General features: G+C 41.6%; 15 protein-coding genes. 4 read left to right on the top strand and 11 right to left on the bottom strand.

Going from position 1 to position 19,313, the window contains the following annotated elements; all coding sequences use genetic code 11:
• Positions 1–70: 70 nt before the first annotated feature.
• A complete protein-coding gene (kbl, locus tag B9Y81_RS02990) occupies positions 71–1,261 on the top strand; it encodes a glycine C-acetyltransferase (protein WP_085535533.1) in 1,191 nt (396 codons plus the stop codon).
• Between the two features lie 86 nt (positions 1,262–1,347).
• Positions 1,348–2,193: a histidinol-phosphatase gene (locus tag B9Y81_RS02985; RefSeq protein WP_085535532.1), complete on the top strand. Its 846-nt coding sequence runs from the start codon at positions 1,348–1,350 to the stop codon at positions 2,191–2,193.
• Between the two features lie 24 nt (positions 2,194–2,217).
• On the opposite strand, the gene B9Y81_RS02980 is transcribed toward B9Y81_RS02985, so the two are convergent.
• From B9Y81_RS02980 to B9Y81_RS02935, 9 genes are all read right to left on the bottom strand, one after another.
• Positions 2,218–4,065: a chloride channel protein gene (locus tag B9Y81_RS02980; RefSeq protein WP_085535531.1), complete on the bottom strand. Its 1,848-nt coding sequence runs from the start codon at positions 4,063–4,065 to the stop codon at positions 2,218–2,220.
• A 321-nt stretch (positions 4,066–4,386) separates the two neighbouring features.
• Complete coding sequence (xyl3A, locus tag B9Y81_RS02970) at positions 4,387–6,996, bottom strand: xylan 1,4-beta-xylosidase (protein ID WP_085535529.1); 2,610 nt, start codon at positions 6,994–6,996, stop codon at positions 4,387–4,389.
• A 150-nt stretch (positions 6,997–7,146) separates the two neighbouring features.
• Positions 7,147–9,579 carry an FAD-dependent oxidoreductase gene (locus B9Y81_RS02965; RefSeq protein WP_085535528.1) on the bottom strand — a complete coding sequence of 811 codons (2,433 nt, stop codon included), beginning with the start codon at positions 9,577–9,579 and terminating at the stop codon, positions 7,147–7,149.
• 189 nt (positions 9,580–9,768) lie between these two features.
• Complete coding sequence (locus B9Y81_RS02960) at positions 9,769–10,746, bottom strand: dihydroorotate dehydrogenase-like protein (protein WP_085535527.1); 978 nt, start codon at positions 10,744–10,746, stop codon at positions 9,769–9,771.
• Between the two features lie 91 nt (positions 10,747–10,837).
• Entirely contained in the window at positions 10,838–11,500 is a 663-nt protein-coding gene (locus B9Y81_RS02955) for a YggS family pyridoxal phosphate-dependent enzyme (protein ID WP_085535526.1), read from the bottom strand.
• Positions 11,497–11,976, bottom strand: a complete 480-nt coding sequence (locus B9Y81_RS02950) for a DUF4494 domain-containing protein (RefSeq protein WP_085535525.1) — start codon at positions 11,974–11,976, stop codon at positions 11,497–11,499. Before B9Y81_RS02950 ends, B9Y81_RS02955 begins: the two co-directional genes overlap by 4 nt.
• 32 nt (positions 11,977–12,008) lie before the next feature.
• On the bottom strand, positions 12,009–12,473 hold the full coding sequence (gene ndk, locus B9Y81_RS02945; protein WP_085535980.1) for a nucleoside-diphosphate kinase: 465 nt from the start codon (positions 12,471–12,473) through the stop codon (positions 12,009–12,011).
• Positions 12,474–12,559: 86 nt separating this feature from the next.
• Positions 12,560–14,929 (bottom strand): TonB-dependent receptor, encoded by a 2,370-nt coding sequence (locus tag B9Y81_RS02940; protein ID WP_085535524.1) that lies wholly within the window; start codon positions 14,927–14,929, stop codon positions 12,560–12,562.
• 366 nt (positions 14,930–15,295) lie between these two features.
• Positions 15,296–15,619, bottom strand: coding sequence for a hypothetical protein (locus B9Y81_RS02935; RefSeq protein ID WP_085535523.1), 324 nt, complete (start codon positions 15,617–15,619; stop codon positions 15,296–15,298).
• Between the two features lie 389 nt (positions 15,620–16,008).
• On the opposite strand from B9Y81_RS02935, the gene B9Y81_RS02925 reads away from it, so the two are divergent.
• On the top strand, positions 16,009–16,338 hold the full coding sequence (locus tag B9Y81_RS02925; RefSeq protein WP_085535521.1) for a zinc ribbon domain-containing protein YjdM: 330 nt from the start codon (positions 16,009–16,011) through the stop codon (positions 16,336–16,338).
• A 4-nt stretch (positions 16,339–16,342) separates the two neighbouring features.
• Here B9Y81_RS02925 and B9Y81_RS02920 read toward each other — a convergent pair whose 3' ends face one another.
• Entirely contained in the window at positions 16,343–16,870 is a 528-nt protein-coding gene (locus B9Y81_RS02920; RefSeq protein WP_085535520.1) for a GNAT family N-acetyltransferase, read from the bottom strand.
• A gap of 156 nt (positions 16,871–17,026) precedes the next feature.
• On the opposite strand from B9Y81_RS02920, the gene def reads away from it, so the two are divergent.
• The gene (def, locus tag B9Y81_RS02915) at positions 17,027–17,584 is read left to right on the top strand and encodes a peptide deformylase (protein ID WP_245832388.1); all 558 of its coding nucleotides are present in this window, start codon (positions 17,027–17,029) and stop codon (positions 17,582–17,584) included.
• Here the strand turns inward: def and B9Y81_RS02910 are convergent.
• A complete protein-coding gene (locus tag B9Y81_RS02910; protein ID WP_085535518.1) occupies positions 17,538–18,806 on the bottom strand; it encodes a competence/damage-inducible protein A in 1,269 nt (422 codons plus the stop codon). The genes def and B9Y81_RS02910 overlap by 47 nt on opposite strands.
• Positions 18,807–19,313: the final 507 nt, after the last annotated feature.

Raw genomic sequence — 19,313 nt, 5'->3', positions numbered from 1 at the left:
TTGTATGTGAAAATAAATAGATTTTAGTGACGCGAAATTATTATACTAAACCAAAAAAAGACAATCACTTATGTACGGAAAATTTAAAGACTTCCTTCAGACCGAACTGAATGGTATCAGAGAGGCCGGATTATTCAAGGAAGAGCGTATTATTACAACGCCGCAAAGAGCTGCTATTCAGGTGAACCACACCAATGAAGTACTGAACTTTTGTGCTAACAACTATTTGGGTTTGTCAGACAATAAACGCCTTATTCAGGCAGCTAAAGATGCTATGGATTCACACGGATACGGGATGTCTTCTGTGCGGTTTATCTGTGGAACACAAGATTTACACAAACAACTGGAAGCGGCTGTGTCTGCTTATTTCAAGACTGAAGATACGATCCTCTATGCTGCTTGTTTTGATGCGAACGGCGGATTATTCGAACCTTTGCTGGGTGCGGATGATGCTATTATTTCCGATGCGCTGAACCACGCTTCCATTATTGATGGAGTAAGACTATGTAAGGCAAAACGCTATCGGTATGCTAATGCCGATATGGATGATCTTGAACGCTGCCTGAAAGAAGCACAAGCACAACGTTTCCGTATAATTGCCACCGACGGTGTGTTCTCTATGGATGGGAATGTGGCTCCTATGGATAAGATATGCGCTTTAGCCGAAAAATATGACGCGTTGGTAATGGTAGACGAATCTCACTCGGCAGGCGTAGTTGGTAAAACCGGACGCGGAGTTGCCGAACAATTTAATTGTCACGATAAGATCGATATTTATACCGGTACACTCGGAAAGGCTTTTGGTGGAGCTATGGGTGGATTTACAACCGGAAAGAAAGAAATCATCTCTATGTTGCGTCAACGCTCTCGTCCTTATCTGTTCTCTAACTCTTTGGCTCCTGCTATTGTCGGAGCAAGTCTGGAGATGTTTAAGATACTCAATGAGTCGGACGGACTGCATACGAAATTAGTGGATAACGTAAGCTATTTTCGTGATAAAATGTTGGCAGCGGGTTTTGACATTAAACCCACTCAATCGGCTATCTGTGCCGTGATGCTTTATGATGCTAAATTATCGCAGGATTTCGCCGCCCGGATGCAGCAAGAAGGTATCTATGTAACCGGCTTCTACTATCCGGTAGTACCGAAAGATCAGGCGCGAATCCGTGTGCAGCTTTCTGCCGGACATGAGCGCGAACATCTGGATAAAGCGATCGCCGCGTTTATCAAGGTGGGTAAAGAACTTAATGTTATAAAATAAGTACCGGAATACTCATAAAAAAGGGTAATTGACAGAACATTTCTGCCGGTTACCCTTTTTATTTGATGTAACAACTAAAATGAATTATGTATTTAAGCAATTATCATAGCCATAGTCTGTTTTGTGACGGACGCGGCACACCCGAAGACTTTGTGAAGTTTGCCCTTTCTGCCGGTTTTAAGGCTTACGGTTTTTCATCTCATGCCCCCTTACCTTTTGAAACAAACTGGAACATGACTGCCGCTGATTTGCCTATCTACTTAGATCACATTACTTATCTGAAAGAAAAATATAAAGGCAGAATCGAATTATATCTCGCCTTGGAGATCGATTATTTAGACGAGACCTATAATCCGTCAATCCCTTACTTCCGTGATTTACAGCTCGATTACCGAATAGGATCTGTTCACTATATACCCGTTTTGCCCGGTATGGCCGAGGAAAATATGGCAACTATAGATGGCTCGTTTGATGAATTCGAAAAGGCGGTAAAGATACATTTTGGAGGGGATGTGAAGCAGCTTGTGAAAAGCTACTACCAATCGTCTATGTCGATGGTTGAAGCCGGAGGAATTGATATTGTAGGGCACATGGACAAAGTGTATATGAACGGACATAGATGTTCCGGCTTTTCGATGGAAGAGAAGTGGTACACTAAGTTGGTTAATGACTACTTGCATCTGATTTCAGAAAAAGGTCTGATGATAGAGATTAATACGAAAAACGTATCGCGTAAACAACACACTTACCCTCATGCTATGTTTTTCCCGTTAATAAAGGAATTGAAAATCCCCGTAATGGTGAATTCCGATTGTCATTTTCCTAATCTTGTAAATGATGGGAGAGAGACCGGCTATGACCTGCTAAAGGAATACGGAATTCGTTCTACCAGAGAATTGATAGGCGGAAAATGGAGGGATGTTCCTTTCTGATATAAGGCAACAGTAGAAAAAGGACTATTCATAGAAGCCTTTTAACTTGTTACGATAAGCAGAAAAAACACGGGAACGGGAAAAGAAACCTATATACTTGTCGTTGTTGGTGATTGGCAGATTCCATTTGCCGGAAGTCTCAAACATATCCATTACCTGCTCCATACGTGAGTAGGTTGGTATGCTTTCGCAGGGCTGAACCAGGTCTTTAATTTTAATTGTATCATAGAATTCGGATCGGAAAACAAGATGTCTGATATCGTCCAGCTGAATGATTCCTTTAAAAATTTCGTTTTCGTCAACTATCGGATATATATTACGCTTTGAATCCGGAAAACGGGAAACGAGATCTCCCAAAGTTTGATCTATGCGAAGCACGGTGAAATCTTTTTCAATCAGATCGTTTGTTTGTAGCAGCACCAGTACCGCCTGATCTTTGTTGTGCGTAATCAGCTCCCCACGTTTTGCCAAACGGTCGGTGTAAATCGTATGCGGCTCAAGGTATTTGGAAATAACGAAACCAAAAGCAGACGAAAGACTGATGGGAAGGAATAATCCATGCCCTCCAGTTGTTTCAATAATGAGGAAAACAGCCGTTAACGGGGCGTGCAGAACGCCCGAAAGAACGCCTGCCATTCCTGCCATCACAAAATTTTTGCTGCTTACATTGCAAAAGGGGAATAGGTTGAATAAGAATGCCAGTATATAGCCGCTAAGCCCACCCATGAACAAAGAAGGGGCAAAAATACCACCTACACCACCACTTCCTGTGGTTACTGCCATGGCAATAACCTTTACTATCATTACCAACGAAAGAAATAGAATAAGATAAGCGATATTGTCGTGCGAACTGTTGTAAAATAAACTACTGTTTGCCAGTTCATGAGACCGGTCGGTCAGTATCATATTCAGTGCGTCGTAGCCTTCTCCGTAAAGCGGTGGGAAAATGAAAATCAAGGTTCCGAGTATAACGCCGCCAATCAATAACCTCCGAACGGAAGCCCATTTTTTGTTTCTTGTCCTCCTCACGGTAAATTTCTTTTTCTTGCTGTCGTAATACCAATCGATCAGACTGGAAAGTTCCATCCAGTATTCAATCTTCTTCGTTCCGCGTGCGAAATAGACAGAGATAAAACCGGCAAAAATCCCCAAAAGAACAAAGTAGGGTAAATCGGAGATAACCAAGGGATCCATAATCGTAAAATCGAAAGCGGCACCGCTTCTTAGCAGCAACCAGGATATAGCTGTTCCGGCAACGGCCGAGATCAGTAGCGGTATGATTGACCATGTGGTGAGATCGATCATCAGTATTTCCAGCGCGAACAGTACTGCGGTAACAGGTGCAGAGAATATACCTGCGGTTGCTCCGGCTGCCCCACAACCAACCAGAAGGGTGGTCGTTTTATAGTTCAGGTTGAAAAATTGTCCCAGATTAGATCCGATAGCCGATCCACTCAATACAATAGGAGACTCTAACCCCACCGATCCACCAGCTCCAACGGTTAGTGTCGCGCCTAAAACCGGAGAGAGCGTGTCGGCTTTCTTTAATTTGCTTTTCTTGGTCGAGATAGCATGTAGAATACGGGTGATCCCCTGTAGTTTCTTTTCTTTTAGGATATAGCGCACAAAAACGTAAGTGAGTGAAAGTCCAAGCAGTGGAAAAGCAAAATAAATAAGATTGACGGAGTGAATATCCAGGCTGTTTTTCAGAAACTCACTAAAACTAAAAACCATGTTTTTCAATAAAACGGCAGATAGTCCGGAAAGTGTACCGATAACCAGACTTAATATAATAATTAAACGTTGTAAGGGCATGCCGGATGCCATAACTTTAATTGATTCTAAATAATGTGTTAACTGACGTTTTATCATCAAAGTCTGCTTGTCTATACGGTTTTTATTAATAGTTCATCCGGTAAATATATTCAAAGAATCCGAATAATCTGAATAATAAGGAACTAATAGCAAAAATATTGTATATTTATAGGTGTTAATTCTTAGATAAAATATCCCCCAAAAAACATAAAGGTTATATTTTTTTACATAAAGGTTATTTTTGAAAAAATAAAGGATATTTTTTGAAAAATAAAGGATGCATGTTTTAAGGCTTCTGAAGGGGGGGAAGTATAGCATAAAAAAAGAGGCGATTTCTGGTTGGAATCGCCTCTTCTGATATATATTGGTTTAGTAGGTTTACTGGATGGTAACTTCAACCGTCTTCAAATCTTTATCCAGCGATGAGCTGCCGTAAAGAACCTGATATTTACCCGGACGGGTTTCGAAAGCTTGTGTAGCGTCATTGAATGAGTGGAACGCTTTTTTATCAAGTTCCAAGGTAACCTTTTGCGCTGCTCCGGTCTTTATGTTTACGCGTTTGAATGCGCGTAGCGTTTTTAATGGAGACTGCGGATCGTTCGGGTTTTTGATATAAACCTGTGCAACTTCGTCGCCATCTGCTTTTCCGGTATTGGTTATGTCAAAAGAAATGGTAACTCCTTCTTCTTTTCCAATCGTACTTTTGGATAGTTGAGCGTCTGAATAGCTGAAGGTGGTATAGCTTAATCCGTATCCAAATGGATAAAGAGGTGTTTGCGTCATGTAACGATAGGTGCGCCCCTTCATGCTGTAATCTTCAAAGTCGGGCAACTGATCTGCCGATTTGTAGAACGTAACCGGCAGGCGTCCGGCCGGATTGTAGTCGCCAAATAATACATCAGCTACAGCTGTTCCACCTTCCTGTCCGCCATACCATGCGTTGAGGATAGCATCCAGATTTTGATCCTCCCAATTCAGTGCTAACGCACTTCCTGTACATACAATGTAAACAACCGGCTTGCCTGTTGCTTTCAAAGCCTGTACCATTTCACGTTGTACTTTAGGTATCTCGATGTTTGTGCGGTCGCCTTTTCTGAACCCTTCGGCGTCTACAGGCATTTCTTCGCCTTCAAGACGGGGAGAGATACCTCCAACGAACAGAATCACGTCGGCATCTTTCACACGGTCTGCCGTTTGCTTGAAGTTGACAGCTTCCCTTATTCCGAAATCGAAATTCAGGTCTGCGCTACCGAGGCGTTGCATATATTCAATTACGAGAGAATAGGGCTTGCCTTGTTCCGCTTTCAGTACATATTTTCGTCCGTTGGTGTATTCGCTTTCCCACATTTCCGCCACTTTTTCTCCGTTGATAAGCAGACGATAAGCGTCATTTCCGGACAGGTGAAATTCTACTTCGCCCGAAACCGGTGAAATAAATTCGCCGGTAAAGCGAGCGGAGAAGTTAATCAGGTCTACGTTAGGCGCAAACTGTGTGTTTCCTCCTGTGGTGTAATGCAGATTCTTAACCAAACCTTCATAAGCAGGCGTACCTTCGAAGTCCGGGTTGTTAAAAAATTGCGCCGAGAAACCGGCTCCGGCACTTGATGTAACAAACGAGCTGTAATCTGTTAAGATGGTGCTGTTTGTGTGATCGCAACCTAATTCGTAGATCACTTCAGCATTAGGTGCTTTCTTGCGGATACCGTCAAGAACCGTTACCGTATGAGACGGAAATCCATTGTAGTTTGCCCACAACATGGTAGAATCTGCCGCATTAGGTCCTACAACCGCTATTTTTTTAATTTCCTTGTTTAGCGGAAGTGTATTGTTCTGGTTCTTTAGCAGAACGATACTTTTACGAGCCATTTCCAATGCCTGATTCACGTGTTTCGGACTTTCAACTACACTGTAAGGAATTTTGGAAAAAGGAACGCGCTCATCGGGGTCGAACATTCCCAATTCAATACGGGCACGAAATAGGCGACGAAGGGAAACGTCCAGTTCGGCTTCAGTAATAATACCACTGTCGATCGCTTCCTTCAAAGCACGGTAGCTACCTCCGCATTCCAGATCCGTACCATTGCGAACAGCGTCGGCCGAGGCACTTGCCGCATCGGCATGAGTTTCGTGGCGAGGTGTATTCTTATCTTTACGCCAAAAGTCATCAATCGCGCCACAGTCTGATAAAATAATATCCTCAAACCCCCAATCATTACGTAGAATTTGAACTAACAACTTATCGCTCGAGCAACAAGGCGTTCCCTCGAAACGATTGTAGGCACACATTACTTCCTGTACATTTGCTTTCTTTACTAATGCCTCGAATGCAGGCAGATAGGTTTCCCAAAGATCGCGCGGTGTGCTTACCGCGTTGTATTCATGTCTGTTCCACTCCGGACCGCTATGAATAGCGTAGTGTTTGGCACAGGCGTGCGTTTTAAAGTAATTGGGATCGTCGCCCTGTAAACCTTTTACCACGGCAATTCCCATTCGTTCGGTCAGATAAGGATCTTCCCCGTACGTTTCCATACCTCGTCCCCATCTGGGATCACGGAAAATGTTGATGTTTGGAGTCCAGAACGTTAATCCTTTATAGCGATCGTATTCTTCGTCTTTCTGATATTGATGATATTTAGCGCGTGCCTCATCGCTTACCATGGTAAACGTTTGCAGCAATGCCTCATCGTCAAAGGTAGCCGCCATACCGATAGCTTGTGGGAAAACGGTTGCTTTTCCGGCACGTGCCACTCCGTGCAGCGCTTCGTTCCACCAATCGTATTCAGGAATGCCTAATCGCTCGATAGCCGGTGTTGTATTCATCATCTGGGCTATCTTCTCTTCGGTAGTAAGCAGGCTTAAAAGGTTGTCTACTCGTTCTTCAATAGGAAGATCCGGATTGCGGAAAGGATAGTCGTATTGTTTCTTGTTGCATGATGCAAAAGAAAGCAATACAATAAATGCACTCATGGTAAGATGTCTCATTCTCATGTTATTAATGATTTGATATTGTTCATTATACGATAACGATTTCTGTAATATGTTTGTTGATAATCGTTTAACGTGTGATTTTTGAGACAAAACTAATCTTTTGAGTGCATTTATTCAAGCATATACTAATATATTTTCGTTATAATATAGTTATATAAACAGATTTACATTTGACTCTTCCGCTCTTTCCATATAACTGGCAACGCCGCCAAGTGTAGCATGATCAATCAACTCTTCTCTGTTAACACCCATTACATCCATACTCATGGTGCAGGCAATCATTTCCACACCGTTTTCAATGGCCATTGCCATAAGCGATTCCAGACTTTCGATATTCTTACGCTTCATAATCAGTCGCATCATTTTGCTTCCTGCTCCTGCCATGTTCATTTTAGAAAGCGAGAGTTTGCCGCTATGAGCCGGGAGCATCCAGCTAAACATTTTGCCGAACAAGTCTTTTTGTACAGCCGGTTTTTGTCTCTTCTTAATTACATTCAGTCCCCAGAAGGTAAAGAACATGGTTACTTTCTTTCCGGTTGAAGCAGCACCGTTTGCCAGCACAAAAGAGGCTAAAGCCTTATCTAAATCATCACTGAAAACAATAAATGTTTTGTTCTCTCCGCCGGTTTGCTTTGTAACAGGACAAACATCGCGATGTTCGATAACCGCACGTATTATTCCGTTTTTATTATCCAAAGACGCTAAATGAGCACCTACCATATTGCACCAGGAGGCAACGTCTTTGCCAAAGCCCGGATCACTTGCTGAAATGCTAAGTTGTTCGCCTGATTTCAGATTGGCGTAGTGCTTCTTCAGTTGCATAACCGGACCGGGGCATTGCATTCCGCAGGCATCAATATTGATTGTCGGGAGTTTCTCTACTTGTCCATCCTCGGAAGTCGGTGTGCTTACCGGCGGAAGATTCTGTTCTTCTCCTTTGGCAGTTGCTATGCTCCATGTTTTATACCCTCCGGACAGATTGCTGATCTTTGAATAACCGTTTTGCGCTAATATCCTCCAGGCGAGATATCCTCTCAAACCTACGGCACAGAATAAAACAATGTCTTTGTCTTTGGGCAGTTCGTTCAATCTTCCGCGTAATTCATCAACAGGAATATTTACAGCTCCGGGAATAGTGCCTAAACTGTATTCCATCTGAGTTCTGACATCGACAAACAAGGTAGATGACGGCACCGCTAACGTTTCTCTCCAGTGAATAGTTCTTACTTTTTGTGTTAAGATATTATCCGCAACAAATCCCGCCATATTAACCGGATCTTTTGCAGAAGAGTAGGGCGGGGCATACGCTTGCTCTATAGAAATCAGATCGCTTATATTTCCTCCGTTTCGGATAACCTGAGCCAGCATTTCCATACGCTTGTCTACACCGTCTACACCCACAGCCTGGGCACCAAGTAAACGCCCGTCGTTCGGACTGAATATTATCTTTATACTGAGCGGGATAGAACCGGGATAATATCCGGCATGCGAAGCCGAGTGTGTGTATGAAGAGATGTAAGCAATCGATTCTCTTTTCAGCAGCTTGGCATTTGCTCCGGCAGCGGTAACTGTCAGATCAAATACTTTGGCTATAGATGTACCGATACTTCCTGCGTATATCTGTTTATTGCCATATACAATATTGTCGGCAACAATACGACCTTGCTTGTTCGCAGGGCCTGCAAGCGGAATCAATGCCGGCTTTCCTGTGACTAAATGTTTTACTTCAACAGCATCTCCCAACGCGTAAATATCAGGATTGGAAGTCTGCATGTATTCATCAACAGCAATACCACCTAATGAACCGATAGTTAAGCCCGCTTCCTTAGCCAATTTGATTTCCGGCCTAACGCCAATGCTAAGGATAACCATATCAGCCTCGATACGTTTACCGCTTTCCAGAGAAGTTGTTATACCTTTCTCAGTTTCTTCAAACTTAGAAACCCCATCTTCCAATAAAAGATTTACGCCCTTTTCTCTCAAGTGCTGATGTACGATCGCAGCCATGGAATAATCGAGCGGAGCCATTACCTGATTCGCTTTTTCAACTACAGTTACTTCTATATTAAGCGCGTGTAAGTTTTCAACCATTTCAAGACCGATAAAGCCGGCTCCTACAACCAATGCTTTACGGGGTTTTGCTTTATTGGTGTAATTTTTAATACGATCAGTATCCGGTACGGTGCGAAGTGTAAATATTTTGTCGCTATTAATACCTTCGATAGGAGGTTTTATAGGAGCAGCTCCGGGCGACAGGATTAGTTTGTCGTAACTCTCTACGTATTCTTTGCCTGTAGTCAGTTCCCGTACAAGAACTTCCTTAAGCTCAGGGTTAACCGATAGAACTTCTTGCTCCGTGCGAATATCAATATTAAAACGTTCGGTAAAGCCTTCTGCTGTTTGTACAAATAGTTTATCCCGTTCCGTAATTGTACCTCCTATATAATAAGGTAATCCACAATTAGCATAGGACACGTATTGGCCACGTTCGAATAAAATGATGTTGGCGTTTTCGTTTAATCGTCTTAATCTCGCTGCAACAGTTGCTCCACCTGCAACTCCTCCTACTATTAAATATTTCATTATCAATTATTTTTATGTAGTTAATTTACTATTATCAGACAAAGATATAAAGTTTCTTGTATATATTATATCTTTTGGAAAATATAATTTCAGGAATATTGTTTTATTCGGAAAAAAAACCGAATAAGCGTTCAAGAATAACTTGCGCTTATCCGGTTTGATTATGATTTTTATATCCTTTTGGACTGTTTAATCTCGGTTTGAAAAGTATTTCATAAATTGAGCACGTTCATACATACCCGGATCAGCAATATTAGCATAACTTAATTTACCTCTGAATTCTTCGAGGTTTTTGTATTGAGTCTGTTGCATCCATTCTTCCAGGCAGGTAATAACTTGTGATATAACCTCACTTCCCTGATTATAGATTGAACTGCACAATTGCACGGTTGTAGCTCCCGATAAAAGGCATTTAACCACGTCTTCCCAATCGTGTATTCCTGTAGAAGAAGCGATGTCAATACCCGGAATTTTACCGGAAATAATAGCTGTCCATCGTAGCGTGTCGCTTAAATCGGCGTGACTACTGAACACATTGCCTGAAACAATTTGCATCGAGTTAATGTCAATGTCCGGTTGATAGAAACGATTAAAAAGAGTCACACCATCTGCACCATTGTGCTTCAAAGCATGCACAAGAGCCGGAAGATTGTCTACATACTTTCCCAGCTTAACAATTACCGGAATCGAAACGGCATCTTTTACTTTTCTGAGGATAGAAACATAATTATTCCGAAGTTTGTCGTTTTGATAAACAAGGTCTGTTTCTAAAGAAAAAACATTGAGCTCAATCGCATCAGCTCCTGCTTCTTGTATTTGATGTGCGAATTCAGTCCAGATATCTGCCTTATAACAATTGATACTTGCAATAATTGGAACAGTGCAAAGCTCCTTGCTTTTTTTAACGAGCTCGATGTAGGTGTTAAGCTGATTCGCTTTAATGTATCCGCGAATATAGTCGGAAGCTTCCGGAAAGTCTGATTCCTGCATGAGAGAAGCACTCTGCATTTCAATCTGTTCTTCGAAAAGAGATTTTAAAACAATGGCTCCCGCACCAGCTTTTTCTAATTCTTTATTTCTAACAGCATTGTTCGTAAGACCTGAACTACTTACAACAATAGGATTTCGAAGTTTAAGTCCTGCGTATTCCGTAGATATATCAATCATGTCCGATTTAATTTGGTTTAACTACACAAAAATAGATAAATATTCCATCCTATGTCTATGTTCATTCATAAACTAAGATAAAAACCGTTCTTTACTCTCTTATTCCGAATATAGTGCTGCCTACCCTTATCATATTACTTCCTTCGCTTATCGCTATTTCGTAATCCGAACTCATGCCCATGGATAACACATTGAAGTGTGGATCAGTGAGATAAGTTCTTTTTAAGTCGTCGTATAAGGATTTTAGCATACGAAATTCTTTTCGTATTTGCTCCGTGTCATCCGTGTTGGTAGCCATAGTCATTAATCCACCGAATTGCACGTGCGGATAATTTTCCGGTGATAAGGAGGATAGTAAATCCCTGCATTCGCCGGGGGAGAATCCTGCCTTTGTTTCTTCCTGAGCAATATGGATCTCCAGCAGGATCCGGATCGTACGATCGTGTTTGGCCGCCTGTTTTTCTACCTCTTCAATAAGCTTCAACGAATCGATACTGTGTATTGTATGGATAAACGGCGCAATATCTTTTACTTTATTACTCTGTAACTGTCCGATAAAATGCCATTCGATATCATTTGGCAAGGCCTGTTTTTTTTGTACGAGTTCCTGTGCCCTGCTTTCCCCGAATATACGCTGTCCTGCCTTGTACGCTTCCATCAGGTCATTAACCGGATGGAATTTTGATACGGCAACAAGCGATACATTCGCGGGTAGCGTTTGCTTAAAGAAGTTTATGTTTTCGCTGATGCTCATTGTCTTTGTTCGGCAATTAACTCTTCGGGAGATTTAGGTGCTTTTGTTTCCGCGGAATAAGGATAAACATCAATCAACATGGTTTCTGCCACCGATGCGATTATATAATCGGCCATTGTTCCTTTCATTCCGTCTTCCAACACGGCTATTGCCTCTTTCAAGGTAGAAGCCTGTGCCAACATCTGAGCAGCCGTTTTCTTTTCGGCACCGCTCTTTTCGTCTAATGTAACGAAATATACTTTGATACGGTAAAAACGATCTCCGTTTTCATTAAAAAATAATTCCGAAAGACGCGCTCTTTTAATTCCGGTAACGGTAAACTCACCTGAGATAAAAGGACGAATTTCTTCAATAATCCGCGCTTCCGCTTCTGTAAACGATAAGGCATCCACCAAATAGGGTTCGGTTACTTTCTTTTGCATTCCATTCTCAAGCACTTTCTCATAAGTAACCTTACATTCAAACCAATTATGCATATTCTTTAAAATTAATTGTAAATTTTATGTTTCTATTCCAATTCGTCGCTACAATATAGACTGTGGAGGTAGGGGAGTTGGTAAGCATACAATTCGGATTCAAGAAAGAAGCGCTTGATCTCTTTTTCGGCGGCTTCGGGCGAATCTGAAGTATGTACGATGTTCTCCTGAACACTCACGCTATAATCTCCTCGTATAGTTCCGGGTATAGCATCCCGTCCATTGGTTTTTCCGGCCATGTCGTGTACCACGCGTATTACGTCAATCCCTTCCCAGCAACAAACAACGACGGGAGTAACCATCATGCCGTTTTTAATTCGTGTAAAAAAAGATTTGTCCTTCAAATGAGCGTAATGTTCATTTAGAACAGCATCATTTAGCTGAATCATTTTCATACCTGCCAGGCGTAGCCCTTTTTTCTCAAAGCGGGAAACAATTTCCCCAATTAATCCCCGGGAAATACATCCGGGTTTTAAGATAACGAGTGTTTTTTCCATAAGCCGGTAAATTAAAAAGAACCAATGTCGCACTATTGCGAGCATTGGTTCAAAGGTAATTGTTTTTTTGTATTTAGGCTTCCCTCTTAAAAGCTCATTTTTACTCCGGCATAGAAATTTCTTGGCATAGAAGGGCCGTATATATAACTGGATGCCCTGTTAGGACCTTTGTCGAAATCCTTTTGGAATTCATTGAACAGGTTACGTACACCTCCGTTTATTTCAAGTATTGAACCCCGGTAAAGCGGAATTTCATAAGCCACTTTCAAACCGAATTCAAAAAATGAAGGAGAATTTTCCGTGCGGTTTTTCTCAATTACGCCGGCTTCGTGAGGCACACGCATTGAACCGGTATAGTTTCCGGATAATGAGGTGCTGAAAGCCTTGAGCGGAGTTAACGTTGCCACAAAGTAGCCATATACATCCGGCGTGCGCATCATTCTTCTTTCGGCAGCAACCTCATCGGTGTCATCGTCAGACCATTTACGGGCTTGGTCGTAACGGCTTTTTTGAATAGTTGCCCCTATTTGTAGCTCTACGAGTGTGTTGTAAGCCGCGCGCCCTTCCATGTTCACGCCGTAAACCTTAGCACCGGAAGCATTAACGATATGCTTGATTGTTGTTCCGTCGGGCTGCTCTTCAGAAACAGGTGTAAACGGGTTCTTTAGTGTTGTATGAAATCCTTCAACAAGGAAATTAACCTCGGTAGCACCGAACTGATGGTACCAGTCTACCGATGTGCTGATGCTGTGTGATCTTTCTTCCTTCAGGTTAGGATCCCTTACAGAGATAATATGACCACCACCGGCCAGATCAACATGCAGATCTTCGTCAAAAAGCTGCGGAGCGCGGAAACCTTGTCCGTAGCTTACACGTATATTGATATCTTTAGTGGGGTTAAAGCGAACATTCCCCCGCGGACTTACAATCGCATTTTTCATCAGGCTGTGTTTATCCAAACGAGCTCCGACAAGGAAACTCCAACGCGCGTTTTTCCACTCATTTTGCAGGAAGGCGCTTTTGATATTTATTTTCTGATCAATGGCCTCCGCGCGATATCCGCTACGATCTTCCAATCTGTCGTTATTATACTCCAGTCCGGAAGTTAACGTGGCAGGCATGAATAACAGTTCGTCGAACTCATAAGCATACTGTCCTCCTACAATATAAGTAACTCCCTTAGTTGTTCCGTATGAATTTAAACGTCCGTCTATTGCCGCGAGTTTTTCTTCTTCCGTCATGCCGCTTGCCAGAATTACGGAAACAGGCTGTCCGCCGCCATAATAACTTTTGCGATTGGTTAATTGTGCTGAAGTATATAGATTGACGCGATGTTTCAGATCGGGCGAAGTCATGTTGTAACTAATACCCCCTCCGTCGATATTCGACTCCACTTGTTCTGTAATATAAGCATCGTGAGGTTCGTTTTTCATCCGATCTCCGCCACGGCGAAACTCATGCATGTTATGATACTCTAAGTTTATCTTTGAATAAGTACCGGTTTTATAATAAGACCGGAAACCAAGCGTTCGGTTCTGTAATTTAGGTAATTCGGAAAAACCATCGCCATCATGATCATAATCACTTCTTTCCCTTTTCTGTCCGAAAGCCATGATACCCATCTTCTGGTTGTCGGAAACCAACGACGCGTTAAAGCTCGTGTTATTCTCGAAATCATTTGTTCCGTTTATCGCGGTGATCGTATGCGCCAATTCGGCCGAATTCCTTAAAGGCTCCTTCGTGATTACATTAATTGTTCCGGCAATAGCCGAAGAGCCGAATAAAGCAGACCCGCCTCCCCGTATGATTTCTATACGCTCGATCATATTCGCCGGGATCTGATCCAGTCCGTAAACGCCAGTCAGCGCGCTGAAAATAGGGCGGGAGTCAATCAATATCTGCGAATACGGTCCATCCAATCCATTCATTCTCACCTGTGTGAAGCCACAGTTCTGACAGTTATTCTCAACACGAAGTCCAGGTTGAAAATTCAGTCCTTGCGAAAGTGTAGTTGCGTTTGTACGGGCAAAAGTCTTTGTGTCGAGTATACTAACCAAAGTTGGCGCCATTCGTCTTTCCGTTTCATTACGGTTTGCCGAAACAACCACCTCGTTCAGCGATATATTATCCTCTTCCAGCTCGAAATTTATTTCAAGCGTTTTACCTTTCTCAATAACCACCTCCTGCTGCTCGGGCTTGTAACCGATAAACTTGGCCTCTACAGTGAATTTACCCTCCGGAAGATCCTTCAGAAAATAATGCCCCGAAGCATCGGTTGTTGTACCTATGGTGGTTCCCTTCAGATATACATTAATATAAGGGATATGTTCTTTCGTTTTTTTATCTAAGATATGACCGATAATACTGGCGTCTGTACCTCTCTTTTGAGGTTCTACGGCATTTGCCTGTGTCAGCATCAGACACAAGCCGATAAACATGAAAATATACTTGTTCATATTGAGTTTACAATTAATTATTAAGCTGTTTTTTTTGATATAATCACACGAAAAAAGTGCTAAAATAACGTAAGGAGCAAGAAGAATAACGGTGCTTTTTTTGACTATTTGTGTTAAAAAAGAGTTAAAACAACCCTCCATGCAGCACTGATATAAGTCGTTGAAAATCAATCGTTAAATCAAGCAGAAAACATAAAGGTTATTTTTGGAAAAATAAAGGATATCTTTCGAAAAATAAAGGATATTTTTTAAAAGATAAAGTATGCGATCACAATCGCACCCTTGTTTAGTCCTAAAACCGAAATGTTAAAAAACTGCCGTCGATGGTTGGCTTCGAGCCAAAGATTCTTCTTAGTCCGTGTTATGTCAACCTAAAGCAGGAGGGGCCCGCAGCCGGGTTGCTTTACTTAGTGAAGAAATAGGGGTATGAAGCGCAGGTTTCGCGTTCAGTGTTGTTTCGTAAGTGTAGAACGAGTTAACAACATAATCAAAAGAACAGGAACCCGCTTGTTGTATGGTGGAAAGTTGATGGAGTAACTGTAGTTCCGTGCCGGTATGTTCATGATCGGCAGGTTTTTTATCGTACGGGTGGGAGTGTACGATGGTTACGCCATTAATAATATGTACGTGCGTAAACGAAACGATCATTCCCGTATATAAAATAAATAATACGGGTAACGTAAATCTCATAAACCTTACGCACTTCTCCTTCATAACGGGATGCAAGTTACGGATGATTCCTGAATCTGTCGCAATGATGACCCGAAAAAATGAAAAACGCTACCCGTTCTTCCCCAAAATAACACCCCGTTTTTGCTTTTTTCTGTATTTAAGAAAGCGGGTATGCGTTGAAAACTTAGATTTGCTTTATCGTAATGACGGTTACGGTAACTGTGGTTACGATAATAAAGAAGAAGATATGTAGGTGTATGGCTCTTCCTGTGTGACACTTGCGTTGGGGATTTGCCTGTTTGTAAAATCCCCCACACTGCCCTGTTAATCAGCCATCTTTTCTCGTTTCACTGGGAATTGTTTTTTTATGTATTACCTTTGCGCAATTATTTATATAATTAAACGAAATGAGTGAAGTTGCAAATTGTCCGAAATGCGAGATGGACAATACGTATTTTGATGGAGTAATTAATGTTTGTCCGGACTGTAATCATGAATGGGCAGAGGGTGAAGAACAAACCGGGGCAAATGATGTGGCTCGTGACAGTAATGGTGCTGAACTGGCAGACGGTGACGCTGTTACGGTAATTAAAGACCTGAAAGTAAAAGGCTCCTCAATGGTTATTAAAAGAGGAACAAAAGTAAGGAGTATTCGTCTTACCGAGAACCCCGAAGAAGTGGATTGTAAAATTGACGGAAGCAGTATTGTGCTTAAAACCTGCTTCCTTAAAAAATAATTGATCAGATACGCGATTGGTAGTTCGGGTTGTTTATTTCATATCTGAACACTACCTTGCCATTTTCCGCTCTGCCCGTGTTGGTGTGCGTCATATCACAGATTTCGCTTAACATCACAGATGCAGTATTATCGGCATACATCCGGGCTACCAGGCGTTTCACTCCGAGTTCCTTAAATCCATAGTCAATCAACCCCTGACATACTTCCCTGCCATAACCCTTACGCCAGAAAGGAGAATCGATTATATATCCGATCTCTAATATCTGCGGTTCATTAAATGAATTAAACAAAGCGGCTTCGCCAATTACTTCTCCGGTACTTGCCAATTCAACGACAAAAGCACCAAACCCCAATGCATAATCCTTGTTTATTTTTTGATATTTTGCTTCCAGTTCAGGGCGCGTCCAGTCGTATTTGCCATCTGAAATAAATCGCATATTGGCTTTCTGTGTGTAAAATCCCAGTAATATATCAAGATCGTGAGCTTCAATATCTCTTACAATAAGGAAATTTGTTCTGAATCTAATCATAGCCTTTTAAGTATTAAAGTGATAATGAGAAAAACAAAAATAGGGATTTTATTGTATCTTCGTCTATTAAATAGATGATTAATGAATGCAATCATAAGAATTTTGATACTTTTATGTATAGGGAGCTTTTTAGCATCTTGTGGAACAAAACGTATTATGGAAAAGAAAGAGTTAGAATTTATAGGGAAATTTGATGAACACACGCCATTTCAGGTGTTGAAAGTGTCCGTCCCTGAAGAATTGAAAATACTCAGAACAAAGAGTGAAGACTTAAACCTGAGTGATGAGTTGGTTTTAAAGCATTTTATCAATCGCCTTAAGGTTACTTTAATAGAAGAACAAGGCGTAGGAATCGCTGCTCCTCAGGTAGGGATTAACCGCAACTTGTTTTTATTTGTTCGCATCGATAAAGAGGGAGAACCGGTAGAGGTAGCCATTAATCCTCGGATCGTTAATCATCCGAAGGAAACAATCTGTTTTGAAGGCGACGGGTGTTTATCTATACCCGGCGTGTCGGGAAATTCAATCCGTTACCCTTGGATTGATGTAGAATATACAAATGAACAAGGTGTTCGAATAAAAGAAAGGCTGGAAGGATACAGCCGACAGGATAATTTTGTAGGTGTAATCTTCCAGCATGAATTTGATCATTTGCAAGGTGTTTTGTTTACCGACAAACTTTGTCCTGAGGATCCTGTTTCTTTAGCAGATTAAGCAGCATGAGCAGCGCCATGTTTGAAGAGCGCAGTATATTCTGTTCGCGGATAGAACTGAATCGATAACACTCGGATACTACTTCGGAGCCGATGGCCGCAGCAATCCAGACTGTTCCTACGGGCTTATCCGGTGTTCCACCATCGGGTCCTGCAATGCCTGAAGTTGCCACAGAGCAGTCGCACCCAAGTTGTTTTATAGCACCCAACGCCATTTGTTCTACTACTTCGCGACTAACCGCACCGTGTTTTTTTATATCCTCAGGGTGTACACCCAATAGATTTTCCTTCACCGTATTACTATATGAGACAATGCTTCCTGAAAAATAGGTGGAACAACCGGGTGTGGAGGTTATGATACTTGCGATACGCCCTCCGGTGCAACTTTCTGCTGTCCCCACAGTTAACTGTTTTTCTTTCAGAATCGCACCGATCAATTCGTCCGGTGCCTTGTCTTCTTCTGTTAATATGTGTCCCTGCAATAATTCGCGCATCTTTCGTTGCTGGTTGTTCAGCATGTTTTTTGCTTCGATTTCCGAATTTGCATGGATCGTTAAACGAAGGCGGATTAATCCCGGTTGCGGCAAATAAGCCAGTTTTACATTCGCAGGCAGCGCATTTTCGAATTCTTCAAGATGAATGGCCAGCATCGATTCTGTGAACCCATTCACCCATATAGTGTGGTGTAGTATATGTATATCTTGCTTGAACTGCTTTTTTAAGCGGGGGAGAACTTCATTTGAAATCAACCATTTCATTTCGTAAGGCACTCCGGGCATAGAAACAAGTATTTTCCCGTTTCTCTCAAACCAGGTAGAAGGAGCCGTACCGGCGCGATTTTGTATGACTATTGCCTTATCGGGCACCATTGCCTGATTGCGGGTGAGCTCATTCATAACTCGTCCGTTTCGGTTGAATATCTCTTCAATGTTTTGGTATACTTCATCAGAAAAATGTAATCCGCTGTCGAAATACTTGCAAAGCGTCTTGCGGGTTATATCGTCTTTAGTAGGACCGATGCCACCGGTTATTAATACTATTTGCGCCCGGCTCATAGCGTCATCTATCGCTGTTACCATATCCTCTTCAACATCACCAACAGCTGTTTTCCAAATTACCCGGAAGCCTTCGCTTTCCAATTGCTGTCCCATCCAGGCAGAGTTTGTATCCACTACCTGACCAATCAGTAACTCGTCACCGATCGTAATAATCTCTACATTCATAATTCTATTTAACGTTCATCTATTTACAGCAAAGTTACATCAAATATCAACCGCTCGGTTTTTTTCATTAATTTATCGTTATATATATGGTACAGGAGAATTTTCAAGGTATCAGGTCGTTTTTTTAAAGTAGTTTTTTTTCATTCTGTAACTATCAGATATTCAGCATTGATTTAAAATAGTTTGTTTTTTTCTTAAAAATAGTCTCCATAATATTTGGATTCTATGTTTTAGAGCACTACTTTTGCACCCGCAATCAGGACGAAGGTTGGGTTGCAAAACGATCTTTGAAAGAATTACATATCAACTAAAAAGTAGTACAGTTTTGTCTGTCTGTTTATAGTGTTGTATATATGTTATGTATATATATTGTATAGATCAGATGGTTCAAGATTAAAAAAGGAAAAGGGAATTTGATAATAAAAAATTGACTTCCGTTCAAAGACTTAAATACAGGTACTATTCAATAAATCATTATTTAAAAGGAAGATATCCTAGAGCAAAGAT

Source organism: Massilibacteroides vaginae, from assembly GCF_900178525.1.
Lineage (GTDB): Bacteria > Bacteroidota > Bacteroidia > Bacteroidales > Tannerellaceae > Massilibacteroides > Massilibacteroides vaginae.
This window is presented reverse-complemented; position numbering and strand designations above follow the sequence as displayed.

What these genes read in the sequence shown, in the direction of transcription:
- kbl (WP_085535533.1), top strand. Translation starts at nt 71, where the DNA reads ATGTACGGAAAATTTAAAGACTTCCTTCAGACCGAACTGAATGGTATC.
- B9Y81_RS02985 (WP_085535532.1), top strand. Translation starts at nt 1,348, where the DNA reads ATGTATTTAAGCAATTATCATAGCCATAGTCTGTTTTGTGACGGACGC.
- B9Y81_RS02980 (WP_085535531.1), bottom strand. Translation starts at nt 4,065, where the DNA reads ATGATAAAACGTCAGTTAACACATTATTTAGAATCAATTAAAGTTATG.
- xyl3A (WP_085535529.1), bottom strand. Translation starts at nt 6,996, where the DNA reads ATGAGAATGAGACATCTTACCATGAGTGCATTTATTGTATTGCTTTCT.
- B9Y81_RS02965 (WP_085535528.1), bottom strand. Translation starts at nt 9,579, where the DNA reads ATGAAATATTTAATAGTAGGAGGAGTTGCAGGTGGAGCAACTGTTGCA.
- B9Y81_RS02960 (WP_085535527.1), bottom strand. Translation starts at nt 10,746, where the DNA reads ATGATTGATATATCTACGGAATACGCAGGACTTAAACTTCGAAATCCT.
- B9Y81_RS02955 (WP_085535526.1), bottom strand. Translation starts at nt 11,500, where the DNA reads ATGAGCATCAGCGAAAACATAAACTTCTTTAAGCAAACGCTACCCGCG.
- B9Y81_RS02950 (WP_085535525.1), bottom strand. Translation starts at nt 11,976, where the DNA reads ATGCATAATTGGTTTGAATGTAAGGTTACTTATGAGAAAGTGCTTGAG.
- ndk (WP_085535980.1), bottom strand. Translation starts at nt 12,473, where the DNA reads ATGGAAAAAACACTCGTTATCTTAAAACCCGGATGTATTTCCCGGGGA.
- B9Y81_RS02940 (WP_085535524.1), bottom strand. Translation starts at nt 14,929, where the DNA reads ATGAACAAGTATATTTTCATGTTTATCGGCTTGTGTCTGATGCTGACA.
- B9Y81_RS02935 (WP_085535523.1), bottom strand. Translation starts at nt 15,619, where the DNA reads ATGAGATTTACGTTACCCGTATTATTTATTTTATATACGGGAATGATC.
- B9Y81_RS02925 (WP_085535521.1), top strand. Translation starts at nt 16,009, where the DNA reads ATGAGTGAAGTTGCAAATTGTCCGAAATGCGAGATGGACAATACGTAT.
- B9Y81_RS02920 (WP_085535520.1), bottom strand. Translation starts at nt 16,870, where the DNA reads ATGATTAGATTCAGAACAAATTTCCTTATTGTAAGAGATATTGAAGCT.
- def (WP_245832388.1), top strand. Translation starts at nt 17,027, where the DNA reads ATGGAAAAGAAAGAGTTAGAATTTATAGGGAAATTTGATGAACACACG.
- B9Y81_RS02910 (WP_085535518.1), bottom strand. Translation starts at nt 18,806, where the DNA reads ATGAATGTAGAGATTATTACGATCGGTGACGAGTTACTGATTGGTCAG.